The 24,038-nt window shown below is 58.1% G+C and carries 22 protein-coding genes, 3 tRNA genes and 1 pseudogene; 16 read left to right on the top strand and 10 right to left on the bottom strand.

From position 1 onward, the window contains the following. Positions 1-3 precede the first annotated feature (3 nt). The 6 genes from AT6N2_RS04345 to AT6N2_RS04320 form a co-directional block, all read right to left on the bottom strand. Entirely contained in the window at positions 4-849 is an 846-nt protein-coding gene (locus AT6N2_RS04345; protein ID WP_209088749.1) for an aminoglycoside phosphotransferase family protein, read from the bottom strand. A 10-nt stretch (positions 850-859) separates the two neighbouring features. Continuing rightward, entirely contained in the window at positions 860-1,792 is a 933-nt protein-coding gene (argC, locus tag AT6N2_RS04340) for an N-acetyl-gamma-glutamyl-phosphate reductase (RefSeq protein ID WP_209088747.1), read from the bottom strand. A gap of 70 nt (positions 1,793-1,862) precedes the next feature. After that, on the bottom strand, positions 1,863-2,816 hold the full coding sequence (gene speB / locus AT6N2_RS04335; protein ID WP_209088744.1) for an agmatinase: 954 nt from the start codon (positions 2,814-2,816) through the stop codon (positions 1,863-1,865). A 130-nt stretch (positions 2,817-2,946) separates the two neighbouring features. Next, complete coding sequence (rpsI, locus tag AT6N2_RS04330; RefSeq protein WP_003521540.1) at positions 2,947-3,414, bottom strand: 30S ribosomal protein S9; 468 nt, start codon at positions 3,412-3,414, stop codon at positions 2,947-2,949. Positions 3,415-3,416: 2 nt separating this feature from the next. Further along, positions 3,417-3,881, bottom strand: coding sequence for a 50S ribosomal protein L13 (gene rplM / locus AT6N2_RS04325; RefSeq protein WP_004441288.1), 465 nt, complete (start codon positions 3,879-3,881; stop codon positions 3,417-3,419). Positions 3,882-4,132: 251 nt separating this feature from the next. After that, a complete protein-coding gene (locus AT6N2_RS04320) occupies positions 4,133-4,969 on the bottom strand; it encodes an EamA family transporter (RefSeq protein WP_209088741.1) in 837 nt (278 codons plus the stop codon). An 840-nt stretch (positions 4,970-5,809) separates the two neighbouring features. Between AT6N2_RS04320 and AT6N2_RS04315 the strand changes: the two genes are divergently transcribed. The 3 genes from AT6N2_RS04315 (at position 5,810) to AT6N2_RS04305 (ending at position 7,958) form a co-directional block, all read left to right on the top strand. Continuing rightward, positions 5,810-6,244, top strand: a complete 435-nt coding sequence (locus tag AT6N2_RS04315; protein WP_209088739.1) for a CoA-binding protein — start codon at positions 5,810-5,812, stop codon at positions 6,242-6,244. A 73-nt stretch (positions 6,245-6,317) separates the two neighbouring features. Continuing rightward, on the top strand, positions 6,318-7,601 hold the full coding sequence (locus AT6N2_RS04310) for an O-acetylhomoserine aminocarboxypropyltransferase (RefSeq protein WP_209088737.1): 1,284 nt from the start codon (positions 6,318-6,320) through the stop codon (positions 7,599-7,601). Positions 7,602-7,613: 12 nt separating this feature from the next. Further along, the gene (locus tag AT6N2_RS04305) at positions 7,614-7,958 is read left to right on the top strand and encodes a cupin domain-containing protein (protein ID WP_209088734.1); all 345 of its coding nucleotides are present in this window, start codon (positions 7,614-7,616) and stop codon (positions 7,956-7,958) included. A gap of 21 nt (positions 7,959-7,979) precedes the next feature. Here the strand turns inward: AT6N2_RS04305 and AT6N2_RS04300 are convergent, their stop codons facing one another. Continuing rightward, positions 7,980-8,294, bottom strand: a complete 315-nt coding sequence (locus AT6N2_RS04300; protein ID WP_063951209.1) for an ArsR/SmtB family transcription factor — start codon at positions 8,292-8,294, stop codon at positions 7,980-7,982. 89 nt (positions 8,295-8,383) lie between these two features. Here AT6N2_RS04300 and AT6N2_RS04295 point away from each other — a divergent pair, with 89 nt between their 5' ends. Beyond that, on the top strand, positions 8,384-9,154 hold the full coding sequence (locus AT6N2_RS04295) for an SDR family NAD(P)-dependent oxidoreductase (RefSeq protein WP_172801658.1): 771 nt from the start codon (positions 8,384-8,386) through the stop codon (positions 9,152-9,154). Between the two features lie 21 nt (positions 9,155-9,175). Here the strand turns inward: AT6N2_RS04295 and AT6N2_RS04290 are convergent, their stop codons facing one another. Together AT6N2_RS04290 and AT6N2_RS04285 are read right to left on the bottom strand one after the other, a co-directional pair. Next, complete coding sequence (locus AT6N2_RS04290) at positions 9,176-10,423, bottom strand: cytochrome P450 (RefSeq protein WP_209088731.1); 1,248 nt, start codon at positions 10,421-10,423, stop codon at positions 9,176-9,178. Positions 10,424-10,513: 90 nt separating this feature from the next. Beyond that, entirely contained in the window at positions 10,514-11,761 is a 1,248-nt protein-coding gene (locus AT6N2_RS04285; protein ID WP_209088728.1) for a GGDEF domain-containing protein, read from the bottom strand. Positions 11,762-12,208: 447 nt separating this feature from the next. Between AT6N2_RS04285 and clpP the strand changes: the two genes are divergently transcribed. From clpP to AT6N2_RS04260, 5 genes and pseudogenes are all read left to right on the top strand, one after another. Next, positions 12,209-12,841, top strand: coding sequence for an ATP-dependent Clp endopeptidase proteolytic subunit ClpP (gene clpP / locus AT6N2_RS04280; protein WP_003521529.1), 633 nt, complete (start codon positions 12,209-12,211; stop codon positions 12,839-12,841). Positions 12,842-13,133: 292 nt separating this feature from the next. Continuing rightward, entirely contained in the window at positions 13,134-14,411 is a 1,278-nt protein-coding gene (gene clpX / locus AT6N2_RS04275) for an ATP-dependent Clp protease ATP-binding subunit ClpX (protein ID WP_063951205.1), read from the top strand. 410 nt (positions 14,412-14,821) lie between these two features. Then, positions 14,822-17,239, top strand: coding sequence for an endopeptidase La (lon, locus tag AT6N2_RS04270; RefSeq protein ID WP_004441301.1), 2,418 nt, complete (start codon positions 14,822-14,824; stop codon positions 17,237-17,239). A 290-nt stretch (positions 17,240-17,529) separates the two neighbouring features. Beyond that, complete coding sequence (gene hupB / locus AT6N2_RS04265) at positions 17,530-17,805, top strand: DNA-binding protein HupB (protein WP_003502360.1); 276 nt, start codon at positions 17,530-17,532, stop codon at positions 17,803-17,805. Between the two features lie 266 nt (positions 17,806-18,071). After that, a pseudogene (locus tag AT6N2_RS04260) lies at positions 18,072-20,270 on the top strand (esterase-like activity of phytase family protein). 630 nt (positions 20,271-20,900) lie between these two features. Here the strand turns inward: AT6N2_RS04260 and AT6N2_RS04255 are convergent. Continuing rightward, positions 20,901-20,976, bottom strand: a tRNA-Val gene (locus AT6N2_RS04255). Between the two features lie 212 nt (positions 20,977-21,188). Between AT6N2_RS04255 and AT6N2_RS04250 the strand changes: the two genes are divergently transcribed. The 7 genes from AT6N2_RS04250 (at position 21,189) to AT6N2_RS04220 (ending at position 24,038) form a co-directional block, all read left to right on the top strand. Next, positions 21,189-21,335, top strand: a complete 147-nt coding sequence (locus tag AT6N2_RS04250) for a hypothetical protein (RefSeq protein WP_209088725.1) — start codon at positions 21,189-21,191, stop codon at positions 21,333-21,335. 87 nt (positions 21,336-21,422) lie between these two features. Further along, a tRNA-Asp gene (locus AT6N2_RS04245) sits at positions 21,423-21,499 on the top strand. 39 nt (positions 21,500-21,538) lie between these two features. Further along, a tRNA-Asp gene (locus tag AT6N2_RS04240) sits at positions 21,539-21,615 on the top strand. A gap of 434 nt (positions 21,616-22,049) precedes the next feature. Further along, the gene (locus tag AT6N2_RS04235) at positions 22,050-22,415 is read left to right on the top strand and encodes an NADH-quinone oxidoreductase subunit A (RefSeq protein ID WP_003496469.1); all 366 of its coding nucleotides are present in this window, start codon (positions 22,050-22,052) and stop codon (positions 22,413-22,415) included. Next, positions 22,406-22,990 carry a NuoB/complex I 20 kDa subunit family protein gene (locus tag AT6N2_RS04230; RefSeq protein ID WP_003521524.1) on the top strand — a complete coding sequence of 195 codons (585 nt, stop codon included), beginning with the start codon at positions 22,406-22,408 and terminating at the stop codon, positions 22,988-22,990. The genes AT6N2_RS04235 and AT6N2_RS04230 overlap by 10 nt, the downstream gene beginning before the upstream one ends. A gap of 20 nt (positions 22,991-23,010) precedes the next feature. Next, a complete protein-coding gene (locus tag AT6N2_RS04225; protein ID WP_063951202.1) occupies positions 23,011-23,613 on the top strand; it encodes an NADH-quinone oxidoreductase subunit C in 603 nt (200 codons plus the stop codon). Then, entirely contained in the window at positions 23,610-24,038 is a 429-nt protein-coding gene (locus tag AT6N2_RS04220) for a GFA family protein (protein WP_063951201.1), read from the top strand. Before AT6N2_RS04225 ends, AT6N2_RS04220 begins: the two co-directional genes overlap by 4 nt.

The raw sequence follows: 24,038 nt of genomic DNA, 5'->3' as shown, positions 1-24,038 counted from the left end.
CGCTCAGAACTGTCGAAGTACGTTTTTGATGGCTGCCGCGACAGCAAGCTCGTTGTCGCGCTCTTCGGCATTGCCGTCTTCATCATGCCAGGCGGCCGAGAGGCAGCCATAAGCGAAGGCATATTGCAGCAACAGTCGTTCATCCCGTTGCAGCGCCTTCGCAAAGATTGCGGCCATGGAGGCGATGCGCGCTTCGCTGCGGGTGAGGTCGAAACGGTCGAGCGGATTGGAGAACATGTTGGCGACATCAAGCGCCGCGTCGCCGATCAGGCCTGCCGGGTCGATGATGATCCAGCCGCGTTCACTGCGCATGATGTTCTCGTGATGCAGATCGCCGTGCAGCGGCTTGATATCTCGCTGCCGGTCGATCAGCGCCTGCGCCAGCGCGGCGCCCTCGATATAGGGGCTGTCCACGCCGTCAGTACGGTCCTGTTCGGCCTTGCGGAACAGGCTTTCGAAATAGAGCGGCAGCGTCAGTAGGCTGGACGGCGGCGGCTGATCGGAAGGCTGGTGATATCGGAGCAGGACCTCGGCGGCGATTTCCGTTGCGGCATCGTCGTCGCCGTCCCGGAACAGCACGTCGCGAAGGGTTTCCGTGCCGGCATGTTCCATCAGCAGAATGTCATCGGAGCGGTCGAGCAGTTCGACGCAGCCGACACCGGCGCGCCATTCGATGAAATCCGCGCCGCGAAGGCTGTCCTTCAAGGCTTTTTTCTTCAGAACCTTGGCGACGGCAAGGGAGCCGTTGCTGCGCATAAGCTCGTACACCACCCCTGCCGGCGTATCGGCAATCTCTTTTGCGGCCTCGATATTCCACGAGGCCGGAAAAGATGGGGCGGCATCACTCATGAGAAACTTCTCATGCAGAGAGCATCAGTTCCATGTTCTGCACGGCAGCACCGGATGCGCCTTTGCCGAGATTGTCAAGCAGCGCCACGAGATTGATATGCTCACCGTCCTCGGTACCGAAGACGAAGAGCTTCATCGTGTCCTTGCCAGCCAATTCCTCGGCATCGATACGCGCCAACCCCTTGCTCTCGGACAGAGGTACGACGCTGACGATATCCTGTCCCGCATAGTGGGCGGTGAGTGCCGCATGGATCGTTTCGATATCAGTGCCTTCCGCCAAGTCGGCCGCGAACAGCGGCACCTGGACGATCATGCCTTGCGGGAAGCGACCGACAGAGGGCGAAAACAGCGGCGCGCGGTCGAGCTGGCCATGAATCGTCATTTCCGGCACATGCTTGTGCTTGAGCGTCAGGCCATACAGGAAATTGTTGGCGCTGATGGCGTCGTCGCGGCTCTGGTCTTCCATCTGCGCGATCATCTGCTTGCCGCCGCCAGTGTAACCGGAAACCGCGTTGACGCTGACAGGATAACCGTCGGGCAGGAGCCCAGCGGCGCGCAGGGGGCGCAGAAGTGCGATCGCACCGGTCGGGTAGCAGCCCGGATTGGCGACGAGGCGAGCGGAACGAACCTTTTCGCCCTGATCCTTATCCATTTCGGCAAAGCCATAGGCCCAGTCCTGATGGACGCGATAGGCGGTCGAGGTATCGATGATGCGGACATTATTGTTGCCAGCGACCATAGAGACCGCTTCCCGCGACGCATCGTCGGGCAGGCACAGGATCGAAATGTCGGCATTGTTGAGCATATCCTCGCGCATCGCCGCATTGCGACGCTCGGCTTCCGGAATGGACAGCAGCTCGATATCGCGGCGACCGGCAAGGCGCGTGCGGATCTGCAGACCCGTGGTGCCGTGTTCGCCATCGATGAAGATCTTCGCTGTCATGTCCTTGTCCTGACTTTTCAAAGTGTTGCGAGAGTATTCGGAATCAGTTTGGCAAGCGCCGTTGTCTTTGTCAGCCAGCCTTGGCCAGCCGTTCGGCGCGCAGGCCAAGCATATACATTGCAACGGTCGCTCCGGCAATGGCGGTAATATCCGCGTGGTCATAAGCGGGTGCGATCTCCACCACATCAGAGCCGCGAATATCGAGCTGGCCAAGCCCGCGCAAAACGGAGAGAATTTTCGCACTGGTCGGCCCACCAGCCACAGGCGTGCCTGTTCCCGGTGCAAAGGCGGGGTCGAGGCAATCGATATCGAAGGTCAGGTAGGCAGGCATGCCAGCCGTGTGCTTGACGATCAGCGAAGCGATATCGCTCGCCCGCATTTCTTCCACCTCGTAACCGTGGAGAATGCGGATGCCGAAATCTTCCGGGGCGTGGGTGCGGATGCCAATCTGGATGGATCGATCCGCGTCGATCAACCCATCCCGCACAGCGCGCGCCACGAAGGAACCATGATCGATGCGCTTGCCATCGTCAAACCAGGTATCCTGATGCGCGTCGAACTGCACCAACGCCAGGGGCCCGTGCTTGGCGACATGGGCCTTCAGCAACGGCCAGGTAATGAAATGATCGCCGCCCAGCGTCAGCAGATAATCCGTCTTGGAGATGATCGACCGCGCTTCCTTCTCGATCGTGTCAGGCGTTTTCCAGTGGTTGCCGTAGTCAAGCAGGCAGTCGCCATAATCGACGGTCGGCATATGCGCAAAAAGATCGCGCGCGAAGGGATATTGCGGATCATTGTCGAAGATCGCCGAGGCGCGGCGGATCGCTTGCGGCCCGAAACGCGCGCCGGGACGATTGGATGTCGCGGCATCAAACGGGATCCCCCACACGACCGTCGAAACACCCTTGAGGTTTTTCGTATATCTCCGCCGCATGAAGGACAGCACGCCCGCATGGGTGGGGTCGGTAGCGGCCGATGTAAGGCTCGTCGCGGTGAAGGCGTGGTCGATTGTTTTGGATGGCATTGTTCACCCCTTGCGTTTTGCGTCGAGGTTGCTGTCTTCGCGCTCAAAAAACAAGGGAGGAATGCCATGAAAAAAGGCGGAGCCGAAGCCCCGCCTTCCGAAGTTCTGAACGAACCGTTCCGGTAAGCGATTAGCGCTTGGAGAACTGGAACGAACGGCGGGCCTTGGCCTTACCGTACTTCTTACGCTCGACAACGCGGCTGTCGCGGGTCAGGAAGCCGCCCTTCTTCAGAACGGAGCGCAGGCCCGGTTCGAAGTAGGTGAGGGCCTTGGACAGGCCGTGACGAACGGCACCGGCCTGACCGGAGAGACCACCACCGGCAACGGTGGCGATGATGTCGAACTGACCCGTACGGGCAGCGGCGACGATCGGCTGCTGGAGGATCATCTGCAGAACCGGACGTGCGAAATACGTGGTGAAATCGCGGCCGTTGATGATGATCTTGCCAGAACCGGCCTTGACCCATACGCGGGCTACAGCGTTCTTGCGCTTGCCGGTCGCATAGGAGCGGCCGAGGGTGTCAACCTTGCGGACGTGCACGGGAGCCGAAGCTTCCGATGCCGGGGCGAGGTCTTTCAGAGAGGAAAGATCGGCCATTATCAGGCGCTCCTTACGTTCTTCTTGTTGAGCGCGGCAACGTCGAGAACGACCGGCTGCTGTGCTTCGTGCGGGTGGTTGGAACCAGCGTAAACGCGCAGGTTCTTCATCTGACGACGGCCGAGCGGACCGCGCGGGATCATGCGCTCGACGGCCTTTTCAACGACGCGCTCCGGGAAGCGGCCTTCGATGATCTGGCGAGCCGTACGCTCCTTGATGCCACCCGGGTGACCGGTGTGCCAGTAGTACTTCTTGTCGGAATACTTCTTGCCGGTGAGGGCAACCTTTTCCGCGTTGATAACGATGACGTTGTCGCCATCATCAACGTGGGGGGTGTAGGTAGCCTTGTGCTTGCCGCGCAGGCGGGTTGCAACGATGGTGGCGAGGCGACCAACAACGAGGCCTTCGGCGTCGATGATGACCCACTTCTTCTCCACCTCAGCGGGCTTCTGAACGAAAGTAGACATGAATTTCACTTTCTAACGTGGACCCGTCATCCTCTTCAGGAAGAGCATACGGGCGTTTCTTGTTGCTTGGTTTGGTTGCCATTAAAGACAACCGCAAATGACCCTATTCCGGCTGGAATCCGATCTGGCGCGCTTATACGGTGCGCGAGCCAAAGCGTCAATATGAACGAATTTGCGGGCCGTAAAAATAAGCAAATGAAATCATATAGTTATGTATGTGGTAATATTTTACCCCACAAAACTGATTTATTTTATCCTAGCCGCATCACCAGAACGCCCGCTGCAATGATGCCGCCGGCGAGGTAACGCCAGATGCTCGCGCGCTCCTTGAGGATAACCACGGAGATCACCAGCGCAAAAAGAATGGAGGTCTCTCGGAGCGCCGCGACGACGGCGACGGGCGCCTTCGTCATAGCGTAAAGGGCGAGCCCATAAGAGAGAATGGATCCGAAGCCGCCGATCAGGCCGCGCCACCAGTTGCGTCCGACATGCCGCATGACTGGCCCGACGCCGCGCTGGAAAAAGGCGAAGCCGAACAAAAGTACCGGCGGCAGAAGCGACATCCACAGCGTATAGGAGATGGCGTTGCCAGAGAGCCTTGCGCCAACGCCATCCACGAATGTGTAGGAGGCGATTACGAAGGCATTGAGGAGGGCGACGAGGATTGCCTTTCCACCGCCCCGCCGGGCTTCGAAAGCGAGCGTCAGGATGCCCGCGGAGATGATGGCAATGCCAGCGAGGGCGAGGGGACTTAAAACCTCGCTCAGGAACAGGCTGCTCGTCGCCGCAACGATCAAAGGCGCAACACCGCGCATGACGGGATAGACGAGCCCGATGTCACCGATCGTATAGGCGGCGGCCACAAGGCGGAAGTAAGCGAATTGCAGGACGGCGGACGCGACCAGAAAAGGAACGGCGACAGGCGAGGGCAACGGCAGGAACGGCAGAAAGGGCAGCGAACAGGCCGCAGCGCCCGCCGCGATCAGAGATGCATCCAGTGATTTGTCGGTTCCCGATTTAACCAGCGCATTCCATCCGGCATGCAGCATCGCGCCCAGAAGCACCAGAAGAAGAATGTCGATTGTCACGGTAAAGACTCGCTTGCGGGCAACTTTTTGCAGCCTACAGCATCAGCCTGAAAACCGGAATCGATTTTAGACCTGGTCCGGGCGCTTTGCGGCGCAACCACGAGCGTTGAAGGCAGTCGGCTAACTTCATGGCGCCAAATCTTTACGCGCGCAAAAAATATCCTTTCTGCGCGTGATCTCTCCTTGGAATGATTTTGCGTTGGCGCCTTGGTCAATTCCATGGAGAAAATGGCGATCTCGGCGATGGTGAGGAAGCGTTTTCTGAGCCCTGATAACGTTGCCGAAGCACGTCAAGCGCGAGAATCTGATTGTATTCCCTTGGAGCTGCCAAAGTCTTTCCGTTGATGTCAGAGTGAAAAGAAATTTCATAATGCGCCAGTTTTATGTCCTATATCGTTACAGGTTTTCGCCACGATCGATTTAGGTCATAACTTTGTGAAAATTAGGTATCGCTAATTCAAGTGTGAACGGAATGAAAACAAACAGGAGACGAAGGGCGCTCCGTGTGCACGCTTATGTTGTTTTCGGCGGCCCTCGTCGGCGCTCATCGTTATATTCAAAAGCTGAGGAATGCAGTCAATTTCATCCGCGTTTTCGTGTCTTATGAAATGGTTTTGCGTTTTGTGGTTCGTGCGCTTGTCCGCCAGAGTCGTGGTTCGAGGATGAATTTCTATGGAGCAGGATTAAAGCTGCCCGCTAGCCTTCCTAGATGGAAGACCCGGACCTATATCGAAGAGACGTGTTCGACCATGCAGGCTGGCCTAACGCATCAAATAACCAGATGAAAGAGGTGAGCGCGCGCCTGTCAACCGCGAGACACCTGGAAAGGGAGAAGTTGACATGCAGCATGATCATTACGAGCCCGACTACATCAGGAAAATTCTCACCGACGTCAAAACGATTGCGCTGCTCGGCGCGTCCCCTAACCCGGGCCGGCCGAGCCACGGCGTGATGCGCTTTCTGCTGTCAAAGGGTTACCGTGTGTTTCCCGTCAATCCCGGTCAGGCTGGCAAGGAGATATTGGGCCAGAAGGTCTACGCACGGCTCGCCGATATTCCCGAGCCCGTGGATATGGTCGACGTCTTTCGTGCGCGGGATTATCTGTCGGCTATCGTTGAAGAGGCGATAGTACTGCCGGAGCGACCGTCGGTGATATGGGGCCAGCTTTCCGTTCGCGATGACAACGCCGCAGCCAAGGCGGAAGCCTACGGCATGGATGTCGTGATGGACCGTTGCCCCGCAATTGAGTATCCGCGTCTCAATATTACAAGATAGTTAGTACGGATCAGACTTATCATTTGGCGGCAAGGCATTATGATCCCTCCAAAATTCCAACGGAGGAAACATCATGTCGAGCAGCAATCCCGGATTTTCGACACTGGCCGTCCATGCGGGGGCACAACCTGATCCGACAACCGGCGCACGCGCGACACCGATTTATCAGACCACGGCCTATGCCTTCCGCGATTCGGACCACGCCGCAGCCCTTTTCGGACTAAAAGAGTTCGGCAATATATATACCCGCATCATGAACCCCACACAGGCCGTGCTCGAAGAACGCGTGGCAGCGCTTGAAGGCGGGACGGCGGCGCTTTCCGTCGCGTCCGGTCATGCGGCGCAATTGCTCGTCTTCCACACGCTTCTGCAGCATGGCGACAATTTCGTCGCGGCGCGCCAGCTTTATGGCGGTTCGATCAACCAGTTCGGCCATGCCTTCAAGGGTTTTGACTGGCAGGTGCGCTGGGCTGACGCTGCTGATCCCGCGAGCTTCGAGGCGCAGATTGACGAGCGCACGCGCGCGGTTTTCATCGAGAGCCTTGCCAACCCCGGCGGCACCTTCGTGGATATCGCCGCCATTGCCGAGGTTGCCCACCGCCACGGCCTGCCGTTGATTGTCGATAACACCATGGCGAGCCCCTATCTGCTGCGACCGCTCGAACACGGTGCCGACATCGTGTTGCATTCGCTGACGAAATTCCTCGGCGGCCACGGCAATTCCATGGGCGGTATCATCGTTGACGGCGGCACCTTCGACTGGTCTGCAACGGACCGATATCCGGCGCTGTCGCAGCCGCGGCCGGAATATTCCGGCGTGGTGCTGCACCAGACATTTGGCAATTTCGCCTTCGCCATAGCCTGCCGCGTTCTCGGATTGCGCGACCTCGGCCCGGCGATCTCACCCTTCAATGCTTTCCTCATTCTGACCGGTATCGAAACCCTGCCGCTACGCGTTCAGCGCCACTCCGACAATGCGCTTGCCGTTGCCAAATGGTTGAAGGCACATCCCAAGGTGGGCTGGGTGAATTATGCCGGTCTTGAAGATAGCGATAACCACGCTCTTCAGCAGCAATATTCCCCGAAGGGCGCGGGCTCCGTTTTCACCTTTGGTGTTAAGGGCGGCTACGCGGCCGGCAAGGCGCTGGTGGAAGGGCTGCAACTCTTCTCCCATCTTGCGAATATCGGCGATACGCGCTCCCTCGTCATCCATCCCGCATCCACGACCCATGCGCAGCTGACGCCGGAACAGCAGACGGCGGCGGGTGCAGGACCGGATGTGGTTCGCCTTTCGATCGGCATTGAGGACGTCAAGGACATCATCGCAGACCTCGAACAGTCGCTGTCGAAAGTCTGAGGACCTGCGGCTATGACAAATCTCGTGCCTTTTGAAGACAGCAGCGTCGAGGTGGAGCACGGTGCGCCTGCGCCTGATAGGCTGCTTTCCGGCGACCCCAAATTCACCACGTGGAATCTGGAGGAGGCGCCGGGCGGCACCTACGCCGGCATCTGGCAGTCCACGCCCGGCAAATGGCGGGTGGTCTACGAGGAATGGGAGTATTTCAACATTCTCGAGGGCCACTCCATCCTGACCGAAGACGGTGGCACACCGCGTGAGCTGAGGGCCGGCGACCGCGTCATTCTCCGTCCAGGCTTTACCGGAACCTGGGAGGTGGTGGAAACCACGCGGAAGGATTACGTCATCCGGCTGTGAGAGCCGGGTGTTTTCCAGCGCCTATTGCGCTTCGAATTTAAGGATCGACGGCAGAAGCCCGGGAAACCGGGCTTCGAGATCCTCTGTTCGGACAACACTGATATTTTCGACGCCCTGCTTGTGCGTGCGAATCAAGCCGGCTTCCCGCAGAATACGCATATGACTGGACAGGGTGGAGCGCGGCATATCCTGGCAGGGCGCCGCCGCGCCGCAGTTTTGCCCCGTCTCGGAACCCCATAATTTTCTGACGATGCCCATGCGCGCAGGTTCGCCGAGAGCGGCGAGCACGGCGGTGAGCGAGATGTCTTCGCGAGCAGGATGAAAAAACTGAGCCATAAGCGGCCTGTAGCATATGGATTGACAAGCTTCAATATTTCAATAAAACCGAAATACCGAATTATGGTAATTCGGAAATGATGACATTCATGGAGTGTGCAATGTCTGGATTATTCAGTGGGCAGGTCGTGGTCGTTACCGGCGGGTCGACAGGCATCGGCTTTTCCGTCGCGAAGTTGGCTCTGGAAGGCGGAGCCACTGCCGTTTATGTGACGGGCCGTAACGCCGCCAATCTCGAAGCCGCAGTCGCCAGGCTCGGGCGGGGGGCGATCGGATTTGCGTCCGATGTGGCCAATCTCTCCGATCTGGAAAGGCTCAAGGCACGCATCGAGGCCGATGGCCGGAAAGTGGACGTGCTGGTTGCCAATGCTGGTATCGCCGAGAACAATGACCTCGGCGATACCCACGAGGCCCTCTACGACCGGATTTTCGACATTAACGTCAAGGGCGTGTTCTACACCGTGCAGACATTGCTGCCGGTCCTGCGCGATGGCGGCTCGGTCGTGCTCACCGGGTCCATCGTCGGCAACAAGGGCCTTGAGCGGTTGAGCGCCTATAATGCCTCCAAGGCTGCCGTTCGCTCATTCGCCCGCAGTTTTGCCAATGACCTGAAGGCGAGGAGCATCCGCGTCAATACGGTGAGTCCCGGAATGACACGTACGCCGATTATGGAAAACGGCCTGAAGCTGGACCAAGAGAAGATCGCCGGTTACGAGGCGTATCTAAAAGACGCCGCACCGATCGGTCGTATGGCAGACCCCGACGAGATTGCCGAGGCCGTGCTTTTTCTGGCATCGTCCAAGGCGAGCTACATCACCGGCGTCGAGCTCTCGGTTGATGGCGGTCTCGCTCAGATCTAAGGCGTGAAGCTCAGGCAACGCTCACCAGCTGAGATCGAGCCGCTCCAGGCCATGGAAGTGATAGACATCCTTGACCTTGGGCGGCTCTGCGATCTTCAGGCCGGGCAGACGTTTGAAAAGCAGCGGCAGGGCGAGATTGAGCTCCAGCCTCGCCAGCGGCGCGCCGATGCAGAAATGGATGCCGGCGCCGAAGGAGACATTGGCGCCTTCGTTCCGGTCCGGCCGGAACGTCAGCGGGTCGGAGAATTTCAATGGATCGAGATTGGCAGCAGCCAGAATGAGGCTCACCTTGTCGCCGCGCTTGAATGTGACGCCGTCGATCTCGACCGGCTCCAGAACCCAGCGCTGGAAGATGTGCACCGGTGCGCAGATGCGCAGGGTTTCTTCCACCGTTCGTTCCGTGGCGACCTCGTCGTTGAACAAGGCCTGCGGCGATATCCCGCTTTCCAGAATGATACGCACGGAATTGCCGATCTGGTGCACGGTCGCTTCGTGGCCCGCGTTGAGCAGGACGATGGTTGTTGATACCAGCTCGTCATCCGTCAGGTACTGGCCCTTGTGCTCCGTATGGATCATATGGCTCAGAAGGTCGTCCCTGGGTTCCGCCCTGCGCTCAGCAATCACACTGCGCACATAATCCGAAAATTCCTTTGCAGCCCTGTCAGCCAGAAGTTCGTCTTCGGGCGTGCGCTTGAACATGTACATGCCGACATAGGCATGTGACCATTTGAGAAGCTGTGGCCCCATCGCCTCGGGAATGCCGATCATGCGGGCGATCATCGTCACCGGGATGATATCGGCGTAGGAGGAGAGCAGTTCCGTCTCGCCCTTCTTTTCGAAAGCATCGATCAGCCGGTTGGCGAGTTCCTCGATTTCCGGCTTCATCCTGTCGACATGGCGGGAAACGAAGGCGCGGTTGATAAGGGTGCGCAGGCGCGTGTGTTCGGGCGGTTCGAGTTCCAGAAGCGAATGCTGCTCGGCAAGGTCGAAGTTCTTCACATGCTCGAATGGCTGCGGCAGGCCCAGTTCCTCGCGGCTTGCCACATGCAGAATCTCGCGACCGAAACGGCGGTCGCGCAGGAGGGCGCTGACATGGTCATAACCGGTGAAAAACCATTGCCGCTGCTCTTCCCAGTAGAAGGTGGGACATTGTGCATGGAGCGCGGCATAAACCGGGTTCGGATCGTTGTAGAAGGCCGGATCGCGGGCATCAAGGGAAACGCGGCGGGTGGCGGGATCGATTTGGAGGAAAGGAAATGTCGCTGTCATGCTGATGGTTTAAGCTGACTGCCGGGTTTTGAAAAGGTCGGTCCGACAGCTCGTTGGCGTTCCATGAGGTGTCACCCAACGGTGATAGGGTTACCGGCTGGCAATTGCGGCTATACGGTTGAGCGCCGCGACCTGCCGATCCGCATTGTTATCCATCGGATCTTCGTCGCGATCCGTGGCCGGTACGACGACATTGGCTGAATTCACATGGATGACGGTGCGGTTGCGCCCCGCTTTCTTGGCCGCATAAAGCGCGCGGTCCGCCTCGGTCATCATCTTGTTGAGGTCGGCATCCCTGACGACCGCTTCGGATATGCCAACGCTGGTCGTGACTTCGATCGCCTGACCGCGCGCGGTGATGTTGGAGTGGCGCAGGTTGCTGCGAATGGATTCCGCCAGCGCTACGGTGCTGGAGGGGCTGTCCACCTCGGCGACCAGAGCAAATTCCTCGCCCCCCATTCGAACGAAGAGGCCTCGGTTGCCGATAACGCGCTGGGCAATGGAGCAGAAGTGAACGAGCACGGCGTCACCCGACTGGTGGCCATAGCGGTCGTTGATCTTCTTGAAATGATCGATGTCGAAAAGAGCGAGCGCCACGTAGCGGTCAGAGGCATGGGCGCGCTTTTTGATGCGATCGAATTCCTCAAGCAGGCCGCGCCGGTTGAGAACGCCCGTCAGATGATCCGTCATGGCGAGACGCTGTAGACGAACCTCCGTGTCCTCCATGATAATCTTGGCGCTGATCATGATGATCGCGGTGAAGCCGAGCATGCCGGAAAACGCAAGCGCCGATGTCAGCGGAATGGCATTGGGGGCAGCAGCATTGGCCGGGATGACAATCGAGGCGACGATAGCGCCGGCGAAAGCCTGCAGGATCAGGATCGTCGCCAGGACCTTTCGGCTGCGCGAGCGGCGCTCACTGCTCGCGAGAAGAATTCCTGCGAGCATGAAATAGCCCGTGGCCGCACTGGCGTGATAAAGCAGGATGCGGGCCACCATATTGTCGCGCACAGCCGGCACGAACATTCCCGCGATCCACAGCAGGGCCGGGATCGCGATCCAGCCGGCGAGCTTGCGTCGCTCCAGCGTGAGGAGGCCGGCAAGCCAGAAACCGAATGCGGCCAGCGCCAACGTGTTGCCGACCTGGATGGACAGGAAGCTTGAAATCTCCCCACGTAAAGCGACCATGACGGTGCCGACGCCGGTCACGAGAAAACCGGCCGCGAAATAGAGATTATGCCGACGGGCAGGGCGGTGCAGCCACAGGGTTCCCAAAAGCACGGCAAGGGTAAACGTTTCCGCCGCCCACAGTAGCGTGCTCGTCTTTGCATCCAGCATTGCAAAATCCTATCTGCGCCATCATGCGGCAATAGCGGGCAAGGTCGCACGACGTGCGTCATTCCCGCTGAATTGTTGAGCTGCCATTCCGCCCGGACGGGCCTATTCGCCAATGGGAACCGAAATTCGTTTTTCAGTATCAGCAGCAAATACTAACGAGTTCTTGCCGGTTAGAAGTTATATCTGTGCACGACGGAGAAATTTTTCGTCGTCGCCAGTCTTGGTAAAATTTTGATGGCGCGGAAACAAGTGGCTGCGGTTGGGGCGACCGGGTGCAAAAGCCTGCCGGTGCTGGCCCTCAAGCCCTGTAAACGCTGTTGAGCCGTTAAGGATATGCGGCTTCCTGTCTTGAAGTACGGGGCAGTGACACTCTATGTAGGGAGAACGAAGGTTAGAAGTGATTCCGGAGCGGTTTTCCGCGAAGGGCAGAGTTGACAAAGGACGGACATGAAAAATCCAGTTGATACCGCCATGGCTCTGGTGCCGATGGTCGTTGAGCAGACCAATCGCGGCGAACGCTCCTACGACATATTTTCCCGTCTTCTCAAGGAACGCATCATTTTCCTCACCGGTCCGGTGGAAGACCAGATGGCGTCGCTCGTCTGCGCCCAGTTGCTTTTCCTCGAGGCTGAAAACCCGAAGAAGGAAATTGCGCTCTACATCAATTCGCCAGGTGGCGTCGTGACCGCCGGCATGGCGATCTACGATACGATGCAGTTCATCCGTCCTGCGGTCTCGACGCTCTGCGTCGGCCAGGCCGCATCCATGGGCTCGCTGCTTCTGGCCGCCGGTGAAAAGGGAATGCGTTTCGCAACCCCGAACGCCCGCATCATGGTGCACCAGCCGTCTGGCGGCTTCCAGGGCCAGGCCTCGGATATCGAACGCCATGCCCGCGACATCATCAAGATGAAGCGCCGTCTGAATGAAGTCTATGTGAAGCACACTGGCCGCACGCTCGAAGAGGTTGAAAAAACCCTTGATCGCGACCATTTCATGGATGCAGACGAGGCGAAAGACTGGGGCGTGATCGACAAGATCCTGACGTCGCGCCAGGAAATCGAAGGCGCCGCCGCGAATTGAGGCGCGCCGCTTTTTGACGTTTGTTTGAAGCCGCAAAAGTAATTTCGGGGCTTTCAACGGCAACAGAAAGCGATATTAGTATATATAAAGGCTATGTTGAGATTTTATGACGTAGCTTTGGTTTTGATGGGGAATTCGTTGCAGCCGGTTGTCAGGTCCTGTATCTGATACGGCTAGTACCCCGTTAAACGAGGCGGATACGGCAATGCACCCCAAGGGCGGTCGTATCTGCGGGCGGTAAGTTGACCGCGATCCGTTTGGCGGACCTGCGGCGTGCTGGAAGGAAAGTGATATGAGCAAAGTCAGCGGCAGCAACGGCGGCGACTCTAAGAATACACTCTATTGTTCATTCTGCGGCAAGAGCCAGCACGAAGTCCGGAAACTCATTGCCGGACCGACGGTGTTCATCTGCGATGAATGCGTCGAATTGTGCATGGACATCATCCGCGAGGAGAACAAGACGTCGATGGTGAAGTCGCGCGAGGGTGTACCCACCCCGCAGGACATCATCAAGATCCTCGACGAATACGTCATCGGCCAGAAGCAGGCGAAGAAGATCCTGTCCGTGGCCGTTCACAACCACTACAAGCGCCTCGCGCACGCCTCCAAGAATGGCGATGTCGAGCTTGCGAAGTCGAACATTATGCTCGTCGGCCCGACGGGTTGCGGCAAGACCTATCTTGCCCAGACGCTCGCCCGCATCATCGACGTTCCCTTCACCATGGCGGACGCAACGACGCTGACCGAAGCCGGTTATGTCGGCGAGGACGTGGAAAACATCATCCTGAAGCTGTTGCAGGCAGCGGATTACAATGTCGAGCGCGCTCAGCGCGGCATCGTCTATATCGACGAAGTCGACAAGATTTCCCGCAAGTCGGACAACCCTTCCATCACGCGCGACGTGTCGGGCGAGGGCGTTCAGCAGGCGCTTCTGAAGATCATGGAAGGCACGGTCGCTTCCGTTCCGCCGCAGGGTGGACGCAAGCATCCGCAGCAGGAGTTCCTGCAGGTGGATACGACCAACATCCTGTTCATCTGCGGCGGCGCCTTTGCCGGCCTCGACAAGATCATCTCGGCCCGTGGCGAAAAGACCTCGATCGGCTTCGGTGCGACCGTCAAGGCGGAAGACGACCGGCGTGTGGGCGAAGTGCTGCGCGAGCTGGAGCCGGAAGATCTGGTGAAGTTCGGCCTCATTCCGGAATTCATTGGCCGTCTGCCCGTTCTGGCGACGCTGGAAGACCTGGATGAAGATGCGCTGATCCAGATCCTGTCCGAGCCGAAGAACGCTCTGGTCAAGCAGTATCAGCGCCTGTTCGAGATGGAAGATGTGGAACTGACCTTCCACGAGGACGCGCTGCGCGAAATCGCCCGCAAGGCGATCACCCGCAAGACCGGTGCCCGTGGCCTGCGCTCGATCATGGAAAAGATCCTGCTGGACACCATGTTCGAACTGCCGACGCTGGAAGGCGTACGCGAGGTCGTCATTTCCGACGAGGTCGTCAGCGGTGTCGCCCGTCCGCTCTACATCTATGCGGACCGTCAGGAAGAAAAGACCAACGTTTCGGCCTGATGGGCTGATGCAATGTTGGACGAATTTAAAGGCCCGCATCCGTGCGGGCCTTTTCTATTGGAGCGACTTTGCGAAACTTGCGTCTAACTTGATGAAGCCCGATTTTGCGTTTGGAGCGGATTGCGCTTTGCTGATAAAGTCTTACAACTGATTTGCAGCGCGATATGACGGAAATGTGAAATTCGTCGGCGACCCGGTTCCTGACCCTTGAGGATAACCGGAATGTCGGGAGTATGAGCCAGCGCTGAGTTTTGTTGAGTTTCTCGGTCTTGCCGCTGCGTAAGGCTGTCTGTTCCGACGACTTGAAATCGGTGTTTCGAAACTCCACTTTCAGTCTCGAGAAATGAATGTGCCGGATGCCCCAAGCTGTCCGGCAAAGTGTCCCGAAAGGGACCAGGAAAGGAAATGATATGACGAACATCACGTCTGCGGCATCTGGTGGTACCTATCCCGTACTTCCCCTGCGCGACATTGTCGTTTTCCCGCATATGATCGTTCCCCTGTTCGTCGGGCGGGAAAAATCCATCCGTGCGCTCGAGGAAGTCATGGGTTCGGACAAGCAGATCATGCTTGTCACCCAGATCAATGCCAGCGACGACGATCCGGCACCTGAAGCTATCCACAAGGTCGGCACTGTCGCCAATGTGCTTCAACTCCTGAAGCTTCCCGATGGCACCGTGAAGGTGCTGGTGGAAGGCAAGGGCCGCGCCCAGATCGACAGCTACACCGGCCGCGAGGATTTCTACGAAGCGTCGGCGACGCCTTTGCAGGAGCCTGCCGAAGACCCGGTCGAAATCGAGGCGCTCTCGCGTTCGGTCGTTTCGGAATTCGAGAGCTATGTGAAGCTCAACAAGAAGATTTCGCCCGAGGTTGTCGGCGCTGCCGGCCAGATCGACGATTATTCGAAGCTTGCCGACACGGTTGCTTCTCACCTGTCGATCAAGATCACCGAAAAGCAGGAAATGCTGGAAACCGTCAGCGTGAAGCAGCGGCTTGAAAAGGCGCTTGGCTTCATGGAAGGCGAGATTTCCGTGCTTCAGGTCGAAAAGCGCATCCGTTCGCGCGTCAAGCGTCAGATGGAGAAGACCCAGCGCGAATATTACCTGAACGAGCAGATGAAGGCGATCCAGAAGGAACTCGGCGACGGCGAGGACGGCCGTGACGAGATGGCCGAGCTGGAAGAGCGCATCGCCAAGACCAAGCTTTCCAAGGAGGCCAAGGAAAAGGCCGAAGCGGAAATGAAGAAGCTGCGCCAGATGAGCCCGATGTCCGCGGAAGCGACCGTCGTGCGCAACTATCTGGACTGGCTGCTTGGCCTGCCCTGGGGCAAGAAGTCCAAGATCAAGGCCGACCTCAACAACGCCGAGAAGATCCTGGATCAGGACCATTTCGGTCTGGACAAGGTCAAGGAGCGGATCGTCGAGTATCTGGCGGTACAGGCCCGTGCGACGAAGATCCGTGGCCCGATCCTGTGCCTCGTCGGCCCGCCCGGCGTCGGCAAGACCTCGCTCGCCAAGTCGATCGCCAAGGCGACCGGCCGCGAATATGTGCGCATGGCGCTAGGTGGCGTTCGTGACGAAGCGGAAATCCGCGGTCACCGCCGCACCTATATCGGCTCCATGCCGGGCAAGATCGTTCAGTCGATGAAGAAGGCCAAGAAGGCAAACCCGCTCTTCCTGCTCGACGAAATCGACAAGATGGGCATGGATTTCCGTGGCGATCCGTCGTCGGCGCTGCTCGAGGTTCTCGATCCGGAACAGAACTCCACCTTCATGGACCACTACCTGGAAGTGGAATATGACCTGTCCGACGTGATGTTCGTCACCACGGCGAACACGCTGAACATCCCGGGCCCGCTGATGGACCGTATGGAAGTGATCCGCATCGCTGGTTACACGGAAGACGAAAAGCGCGAAATCGCCAAGCGTCACCTGCTGCCCAAGGCGATCAAGGAACATGCCCTGCGTCCGGAAGAATTCTCGGTCACCGATGATGCCCTGATGGTCGTCATCCAGCAGTACACCCGCGAGGCGGGCGTGCGCAGCTTCGAACGCGAGCTCATGAAGCTGGCGCGCAAGGCTGTCACCGAGATCATCAAGGGCAAGGTCAAGTCCGTGGAAGTCACCGCTGCCAACGTTCCGGATTATCTGGGCGTTCCGCGGTTCCGCCACGGCGAGGCCGAGCGCGAGGATCAGGTCGGTGTCGTCACGGGTCTGGCCTGGACGGAAGTCGGCGGTGAGCTGCTCACCATCGAAGGCGTGATGATGCCGGGCAAGGGCCGTATGACGGTCACCGGCAACCTCAAGGAAGTGATGAAGGAATCCATTTCGGCGGCGGCATCCTATGTCCGCTCGCGCGCCGTGGACTTCGGCATCGAACCGCCGCGTTTCGACAAGAGCGACATCCACGTGCACGTTCCGGAAGGGGCAACCCCGAAGGACGGTCCGTCGGCCGGTGTCGCCATGGCAACCGCCATCGTCTCCATCATGACCGGCATTCCGGTTTCGAAGGATGTGGCGATGACAGGCGAGATCACGCTTCGTGGTCGCGTTCTGCCGATCGGTGGCCTGAAGGAAAAGCTGCTTGCAGCGCTTCGCGGCGGCATCAAGAAGGTGCTGATTCCGGAAGAAAACGCCAAGGATCTGGCGGAGATTCCGGACAACGTAAAGAACGAGATGGAAATCATTCCGGTATCGCGCATGGGCGAGGTTATCAAGCACGCCCTCATCCGCCAGCCGGAACCCATCGAGTGGGATGGCAGCATCGAAACGCCCGTGATTGCAACGGTCGAAGGTGTTGATGACGGCAGCCAGACCATCGCACATTGAAGGCCCACAGGTACACGAAAGGCGGGAATCGCCTTTCGTGGCGTGTGTCGCATAGATTCAATGTGTTAGCCCTTCGAAGGGGAGTGCGGTGTTTAGCCCCGCGCAAGTGATGCGAATTTGGCACGAATATGTGGAAGGCCGGCAGAAATGTCGGCCTTTTTTGTGAAAAAAACTCCAGACCCCTTGTTTTTCAGGCGATTCCAGCGCTTTTGGGTTGCTGCGCGCGGATACAAACGTATTCTGCGCCGACTTAATTTGAGTCGTTTCAAACCATTGAAAGGGGTGGAAACATGAACAAGAACGAGCTCGTCTCTGCTGTTGCCGAAAAGGCTGGTCTCACGAAGGCAGATGCTGCTTCCGCTGTTGATGCCGTATTCGAAACCGTACAGAGCGAACTGAAGAACGGTGGCGACATCCGTCTCGCCGGCTTCGGCAGCTTCTCCGTCAGCCGTCGTGAAGCCTCCAAGGGCCGTAACCCTTCCACGGGTGCTGAAGTCGATATCCCGGCTCGCAACGTTCCGAAGTTCTCCGCAGGCAAGGGCCTGAAGGACGCCGTCAACTCGTAAGGTTTCCGGAGGGTCGCGACGCCCGCGGCGGGCGAGCGGCTTTTCAGGTCACGAGGATAGATGTTTTGACGCGTTAACGCCATTATGGCGCGCCTGTGTGGCCTCCATCCGGCCACGAGGGCGCTCCGATAAGCGGAATGGACGCAGAAACAAAAAAGCCCGGTCTCCAAGGCCGGGCTTTTTGATTCCCGGCGTTGGGTGTCATGTCACTGTCATGTCTTTGACGCAGAAGCCTTGGGGTGTTTCTGAATCCAAGGGGGATTACAATGGCGTTCCGATTTTCTCATATGGCTTTGAGCGCGGCGCTGCTTACATCCGCTGCCTTCCCGGCGGCGGCCGAGCCGGTCTTTAACCGCATCGCATCGTTTCCCGTTGCGAAGAACCTGCCTGCTGACAGGGACACGAAGTCCGTCACCTCGGCTGAAATCATCACCGCCAGTGAAGACGGCAAGACGCTGATCTATTCGGACAGCCCGCTCGGAGGCATTGGTTTCATCGACATCACCGATGCGAAAGCCCCTAAGGCAGGCGGAGCATTATTGCTGGAAGGTGAGCCGACCTCCGTTGCCGTGGCCGGTCTCAAGGTTCTGGCCGGCGTGAATACCTCGGAAAACCGCGCCAACCCGTCGGGAAAGCTGGTGACGGTCGATATCGCCACCAAGAAGGTCGAAGTAAGCTGCGATCTCGGCGGCCAGCCCGATTCCGTCGCGGTTTCCCCGGACAGGACCTTCGCGGCGATTGCCATCGAAAACGAGCGCGACGAAGAGGTGAATGAAGGCGCGCTGCCGCAGATGCCGGCCGGTTATCTGGTAACGGTTGGCCTGAAAGACGGCGTGGCCGATTGCGCGAGCCTGAAGAAGATCGACGTTACCGGTCTCGCCGAAATTTCGCCTGAGGATCCGGAGCCTGAATTCGTCTCGATCAATGCCAATGGCGAGATCGCGCTGACGCTCCAGGAAAACAACCATATCGTCATTATCGACGGCAAGACAGGCGCGGTGAAGACGCATTTCTCTGCCGGCACCGTCGATCTGGAAGGCATCGACACCAAGACCGATGGTCAACTGAAATTCACGGACAAGCAGGAAGGCCGCAAGCGCGAGCCGGATGCGGTCAAGTGGCTGGACAATGACCGTATCGTCATAGCCAACGAGGGCGACTGGCAGGGCGCTGCACGCGGCTTCACCATTTTCGACAAGACTGGCAAGCTCCGTTATGAAGCCGGCGCTTCGCTCGAGCACGCGGTTGTCGCCATTGGCCACTATCCGGAAAAACGCTCCAAGGCCAAGGGCATTGAGCCGGAAGGCCTCGAAACGGCGACCTTTGATGGTCAGAAGTACTTTTTCGTGCTTGCCGAGCGCGCTTCCATCGCCGCTGTTTACAAGGATACCGGCGCAGAGCCGCTGCTGACGCAGCTCCTGCCTTCGGGCATTTCGCCGGAAGGCGCGGTCGCCATTCCCGCGCGCAACCTTTTCGTCACGGCCAACGAGGCTGATCTGGTCGAGGATGGCGGCGCCCGCTCGCATGTCATGATCTATGAACGTGCCGAAGGCGAGCCGGCCTATCCGCAGCTGGTATCCGCCACCGTCGATGGTGCGCCGATCGGTTGGGGTGCTCTTTCGGGCCTGGTTGGCGATGCCGAAAAGCCTGGCATTCTCTAAGCCGTCTCCGACTCAGTCTATGGCAACCAGCCGTCGATCTACACCATCGACGCGACGAGGAAGCCTGCCATCATCAGCAGCGTGCTGCGTGTCAAGCGCGACGGCATTGCCGCGCAGAAACTCGATATCGAAGGCGTCACGCTGGATGGCAAGGGCGGATTCTGGCTGGCCTCGGAAGGCGACAGCGCCAAACTTGTTCCGCACGCGCTCTACAACGTCAACGCCAAGGGTGAGATCAAGGCCGAGATCGCCTTACCGAAGGAACTCCTCACCGGTGACACCCGCTTCGGTTTCGAAGGCGTGACCATGGTGGGCAAAGGCGATGACGCCACGCTGTGGATGGCCGTGCAGCGCGAATGGGGCACGGACGAGAAGGGCTTCGTGAAGCTCGTCTCCTATAATCCGAAGTCCAAGGAGTGGGGCGCCGTGCGTTATCCGCTCGACAAGACCGAGGCAGGCTGGGTTGGCTTGTCTGAAATCACCGCGCAGGGCGAATATGTCTACATCATCGAGCGCGACAACCAGATCGGCGACAAGGCCAAGATCAAGAAGCTCTACCGCGTCGCGATCGCCGACCTGAAGCCTGGCAAAATCGGTGGCGAGCTGCCGCTTGTCGCCAAGCAGGAAGCCCACGACTTCCTGCCTGACCTCAAGGGCCAGACTAACGGCTATATCGTCGACAAGCTGGAAGGCTTCACCTTCGACAAGGCGGGAACGGCCTATGCCGTGACAGACAATGACGGTGTCGATGATTCCTCAGGCGAGACGCTTTTCTTCAAGGTGGAGATGAAGGCGATCAACTGATTGCCCAATCACCAAGCGCATAAAGAAAAGCCGGGCAGAGCCCGGCTTTTCCGTCTTGTGGGGAACAGCGTCAGAACGATCCGCCTGCCGATGCCGCGCCACGCGTGCCGACAATATCGGGGTGCCGTTTGGGAATCGGAATTTAGATGGTCGTCCGTCGGCGTCCAGCGAGGTGCTGCGGAAGGATCGTAACCGATCATCGCCCCATGGAATTTTTGCTCTTTATACTATCTGGTTTCTCTGAGTCCTGCTGGACCCAGCGGAAAAAAATATAAACAGGCAGCGCAATAAGCGCGAGTGTAACAAACGCGTCGATCGACATGGTTTCATCCATCAGTTCAACCGCTCATCATGAAACGGTGAGCCAAGCATGCCTGAAATCTATTTAAAAAGTCTAAATCTCGTTATTTTTCCGGGTGTTACGGAGTGATACAGAGATCCCGTGAGCCTGTCGGAATGTGGGGCAGGCGTATCACTCTGGGATAGATCACTCGTGCGGAAGCTTCCTCAGAGGCGCGAGGGCATCGAGTTAAGATCGTTGGAAAGTCGGATGGCCTGTGCGTGCAATCAACCGCCCAGCTAAAGCGAAGACGGCGCCACACATGCATATATTTTAACAGATCAGGAAAATGGTGGGCGATGAGAGACTCGAACTCCCGACATCCTCGGTGTAAACGAGGCGCTCTACCAACTGAGCTAATCGCCCTTCGCGTGTCTCGGATCGTGTCCGCCGCGTCGGTGGCCGTGATGTATTCGGATCGGAAAAAAACCGCAAGGGCTTTTCTGAAGTTTTTTCGTTTTTTTTCGCCACGGCTTTTTTCGTCATCGCAGGGCAGGGGAGAAAACCCGGCAACTGCGGGGTTTTTATGGGAAACATGAAACCCGCGAGGTCCCTGTCGCGCTCCGGAAGCCCGCTTGATGATATGGCTGACTGTGGACAAGTTTTTTGTTTTCGTTGGGAAAACCCGGGAAATCACGGCGTTAGCGGCCATCCTCCTTAATGGCGTCACGGTTTTTCCCAATCAAAATGAAGAAGCTTATTCTTTTGTCGTGAAACCTGCTTGACACCCCCGCACGAACGCCGTAGTTAGCCGCTCATCGAACAGCCGAGGCTGGTTCGAGCGGCGGGACAAGCTCCTGTCGTCAGGAGTTGCGGGTGTAGCTCAGTCGGTTAGAGTGCCGGCCTGTCACGCCGGAGGTCGCGGGTTCGAGCCCCGTCACTCGCGCCATCCTGTTCCTCGGAAAACGCAGATGAATGTCTGTGGTGCGCGGGTGTAGCTCAGTCGGTTAGAGTGCCGGCCTGTCACGCCGGAGGTCGCGGGTTCGAGCCCCGTCACTCGCGCCATTTCTTTCCTGAAATGCTTCTCCAGATAATGTCGAGCGCGCTCGCCGAAAGCGCGTCAATCGCACCATCCGTTCCACTGGTTTTAGCCTTTTCGGCCATGATTTTTCCTGGGTTTTTAAGTCAAGTTTCGATTCTCGCAAACCGTCACTTCGCCGCTGTTTTGACGTAAAATTCGTGTGACTTTTTTGCGGCTGCGTCGTTCAATCGATTATTATTGTATTTGAGTGGCTTAGGCCGGAATTGTGGCCCAAAATTGCGTCAATTCCGGCAATATTGTTGCCAATGAATGCGGCAGGTGTCTTGAAAAGGTGCCTAAACTCTTGCAGAGAGGGCGCGGCTGCGCTAACCACTTTGGCGTTGCAACATATTGTCCGCTTTTTGAGACTCAAGGTCACAAAGGCAGGCCCGGCACCCGGCCGGGCAAGGAAGAGACCATGACTGAACTCCTCAGTTCCTACATTCCGATCGCAATCTTCATCGGTATCGCTCTCGTCATCGGCCTGGCGCTTCTCATTGCGCCATTTGCTGTTGCCTACAAGGCGCCGGACCCGGAAAAGCTGTCTGCTTTCGAGTGCGGTTTCAACGCCTTCGACGACGCCCGCATGAAGTTCGATATCCGCTTTTATCTGGTTTCGATTCTGTTCATCATCTTTGACCTGGAAGTCGCTTTCCTGTTCCCATGGGCGGTGTCTTTCGGTGAGATGGGCTGGTTCGGTTTCTGGTCGATGATGGTGTTCCTTCTCGTCCTGACCATCGGCTTTATCTATGAGTGGAAGAAGGGAGCGCTGGAATGGGCATGAGCCAGAACAACACCACGCTCGTTGCGCCGCAGCCGAAGGGGATCATCGATCCCTCGACCGGCAAGCCGGTTGGCAGCAACGATGCCTACTTCACTGAGATCAATGACGAGCTCGCCGACAAGGGCTTTCTCGTTACCTCTACCGACGAACTGATCACCTGGGCCCGTACCGGTTCGCTGATGTGGATGCAGTTCGGTCTTGCCTGTTGCGCCGTTGAAGGCCTGATGCAGGCCTCAGGCCCGCGTTACGACATGGAGCGCTTCGGCGTTGCCCCGCGCGCCTCACCGCGCCAGTCGGACGTGATGATCGTGGCCGGTACCTTGACGAACAAGATGGCGCCCGCTCTGCGCAAGGTCTATGACCAGATGCCGGAGCCACGTTACGTCATCTCCATGGGCTCCTGCGCCAATGGCGGCGGCTATTACCACTATTCCTACGCTGTTGTGCGTGGATGCGACCGCGTCGTCCCGGTGGATATTTACGTTCCGGGCTGTCCCCCCACGGCGGAAGCGCTGCTTTACGGCGTGCTTCTGCTGCAGAAGAAAATCCGCCGTACCGGTACGATCGAGCGCTAAGGGCAAAGGACGATTTTGGAATGAGCGAAGCTCTCAACGATCTTGCTGCTTACGTTAAGGAAGCGCGCGGTTCACTCGTCGTGTCGGCTGATATCGCCTATGGCGAACTGACGCTGAATACGACGCCTGACAACGTGATCGCGCTTTTGACCTTCCTGCGTGATGACGTTCAATGCGGGTTCGTCAATATCATCGATATCTGCGGCGTTGACTGGCCGCAGCGCGAAAAGCGCTTCGATGTCGTCTATCATCTGCTGTCGCCGCGCCAGAACCTGCGCGTGCGCGTCAAGCTGCAGGTGGAAGAAGACGAGGGCGTGCCGTCTGCAACATCCGTTTACATGGGTGCAGAGTGGTTCGAGCGTGAAGCATGGGACATGTATGGCATTCCTTTCGAAGGCCATAAGGATCTTCGCCGCATCCTCACCGATTACGGCTTTGAAGGCCATCCGCTGCGCAAGGATTTTCCGGTTACCGGCTTTGTGGAAGTGCGTTACGATGACGTTCTGAAACGGGTTCTTTACGAACCGGTCGAACTGAAGCAGGAATTCCGTAACTTCGATTTCCTTTCCCCTTGGGAAGGGACCGAGTACGTTCTTCCCGGCGACGAAAAGGCCAAGCAATGAGCCAGGTCTCCGCGACAGAGCATGGGCAATGTCTTTGCGGCGCCGTCGGCTTTGAAGCCGAAGTAGGCGCCCGCGAATTCGGCGTTTGTCATTGCTCCATGTGCCGCCGCTGGTCGGGCGGTACGTTCATGGCTGTGGAATGCGCTGGCGTGTCCTTCCAGAACGACGAGCATCTCGGCGTCTTTTCGTCCTCGGAATGGGGCGAGCGTTGCTTCTGCACGAACTGCGGCAGCACGCTGATGTGGCGTTCGAAGGACGGCAAGCATTTCGCCGTGTCGCTGCAGGCTTTTGACAACCCGTCCAGTTTCACGTTCGCGTCGCAGATTTTCACGGATGAAAAGCCTTCGAACTATTCATTCGCCGAGACCACGCAGAACATGACCGGCCCCGAATTCATCGCCATGATCACCTCGGCGGAGCACTAG

Origin of the sequence: Agrobacterium tumefaciens, assembly GCF_017726655.1 — a bacterium.
GTDB classification, from domain to species: domain Bacteria; phylum Pseudomonadota; class Alphaproteobacteria; order Rhizobiales; family Rhizobiaceae; genus Agrobacterium; species Agrobacterium tumefaciens_B.
The sequence above is the reverse complement of the archived record's forward strand: the minus strand, read 5'-3'. Positions and strand labels throughout refer to the sequence as shown.

What these genes read in the sequence shown, in the direction of transcription:
- clpP (WP_003521529.1), top strand. Translation starts at nt 12,209, where the DNA reads ATGAAAAATCCAGTTGATACCGCCATGGCTCTGGTGCCGATGGTCGTT.
- AT6N2_RS04235 (WP_003496469.1), top strand. Translation starts at nt 22,050, where the DNA reads ATGACTGAACTCCTCAGTTCCTACATTCCGATCGCAATCTTCATCGGT.
- hupB (WP_003502360.1), top strand. Translation starts at nt 17,530, where the DNA reads ATGAACAAGAACGAGCTCGTCTCTGCTGTTGCCGAAAAGGCTGGTCTC.
- AT6N2_RS04230 (WP_003521524.1), top strand. Translation starts at nt 22,406, where the DNA reads ATGGGCATGAGCCAGAACAACACCACGCTCGTTGCGCCGCAGCCGAAG.
- AT6N2_RS04220 (WP_063951201.1), top strand. Translation starts at nt 23,610, where the DNA reads ATGAGCCAGGTCTCCGCGACAGAGCATGGGCAATGTCTTTGCGGCGCC.
- AT6N2_RS04305 (WP_209088734.1), top strand. Translation starts at nt 7,614, where the DNA reads ATGACAAATCTCGTGCCTTTTGAAGACAGCAGCGTCGAGGTGGAGCAC.
- lon (WP_004441301.1), top strand. Translation starts at nt 14,822, where the DNA reads ATGACGAACATCACGTCTGCGGCATCTGGTGGTACCTATCCCGTACTT.
- AT6N2_RS04310 (WP_209088737.1), top strand. Translation starts at nt 6,318, where the DNA reads ATGTCGAGCAGCAATCCCGGATTTTCGACACTGGCCGTCCATGCGGGG.
- AT6N2_RS04290 (WP_209088731.1), bottom strand. Translation starts at nt 10,423, where the DNA reads ATGACAGCGACATTTCCTTTCCTCCAAATCGATCCCGCCACCCGCCGC.
- AT6N2_RS04285 (WP_209088728.1), bottom strand. Translation starts at nt 11,761, where the DNA reads ATGCTGGATGCAAAGACGAGCACGCTACTGTGGGCGGCGGAAACGTTT.
- rplM (WP_004441288.1), bottom strand. Translation starts at nt 3,881, where the DNA reads ATGTCTACTTTCGTTCAGAAGCCCGCTGAGGTGGAGAAGAAGTGGGTC.
- clpX (WP_063951205.1), top strand. Translation starts at nt 13,134, where the DNA reads ATGAGCAAAGTCAGCGGCAGCAACGGCGGCGACTCTAAGAATACACTC.
- rpsI (WP_003521540.1), bottom strand. Translation starts at nt 3,414, where the DNA reads ATGGCCGATCTTTCCTCTCTGAAAGACCTCGCCCCGGCATCGGAAGCT.
- argC (WP_209088747.1), bottom strand. Translation starts at nt 1,792, where the DNA reads ATGACAGCGAAGATCTTCATCGATGGCGAACACGGCACCACGGGTCTG.
- AT6N2_RS04225 (WP_063951202.1), top strand. Translation starts at nt 23,011, where the DNA reads ATGAGCGAAGCTCTCAACGATCTTGCTGCTTACGTTAAGGAAGCGCGC.
- AT6N2_RS04345 (WP_209088749.1), bottom strand. Translation starts at nt 849, where the DNA reads ATGAGTGATGCCGCCCCATCTTTTCCGGCCTCGTGGAATATCGAGGCC.
- AT6N2_RS04250 (WP_209088725.1), top strand. Translation starts at nt 21,189, where the DNA reads ATGATATGGCTGACTGTGGACAAGTTTTTTGTTTTCGTTGGGAAAACC.
- AT6N2_RS04295 (WP_172801658.1), top strand. Translation starts at nt 8,384, where the DNA reads ATGGAGTGTGCAATGTCTGGATTATTCAGTGGGCAGGTCGTGGTCGTT.
- speB (WP_209088744.1), bottom strand. Translation starts at nt 2,816, where the DNA reads ATGCCATCCAAAACAATCGACCACGCCTTCACCGCGACGAGCCTTACA.
- AT6N2_RS04315 (WP_209088739.1), top strand. Translation starts at nt 5,810, where the DNA reads ATGCAGCATGATCATTACGAGCCCGACTACATCAGGAAAATTCTCACC.
- AT6N2_RS04300 (WP_063951209.1), bottom strand. Translation starts at nt 8,294, where the DNA reads ATGGCTCAGTTTTTTCATCCTGCTCGCGAAGACATCTCGCTCACCGCC.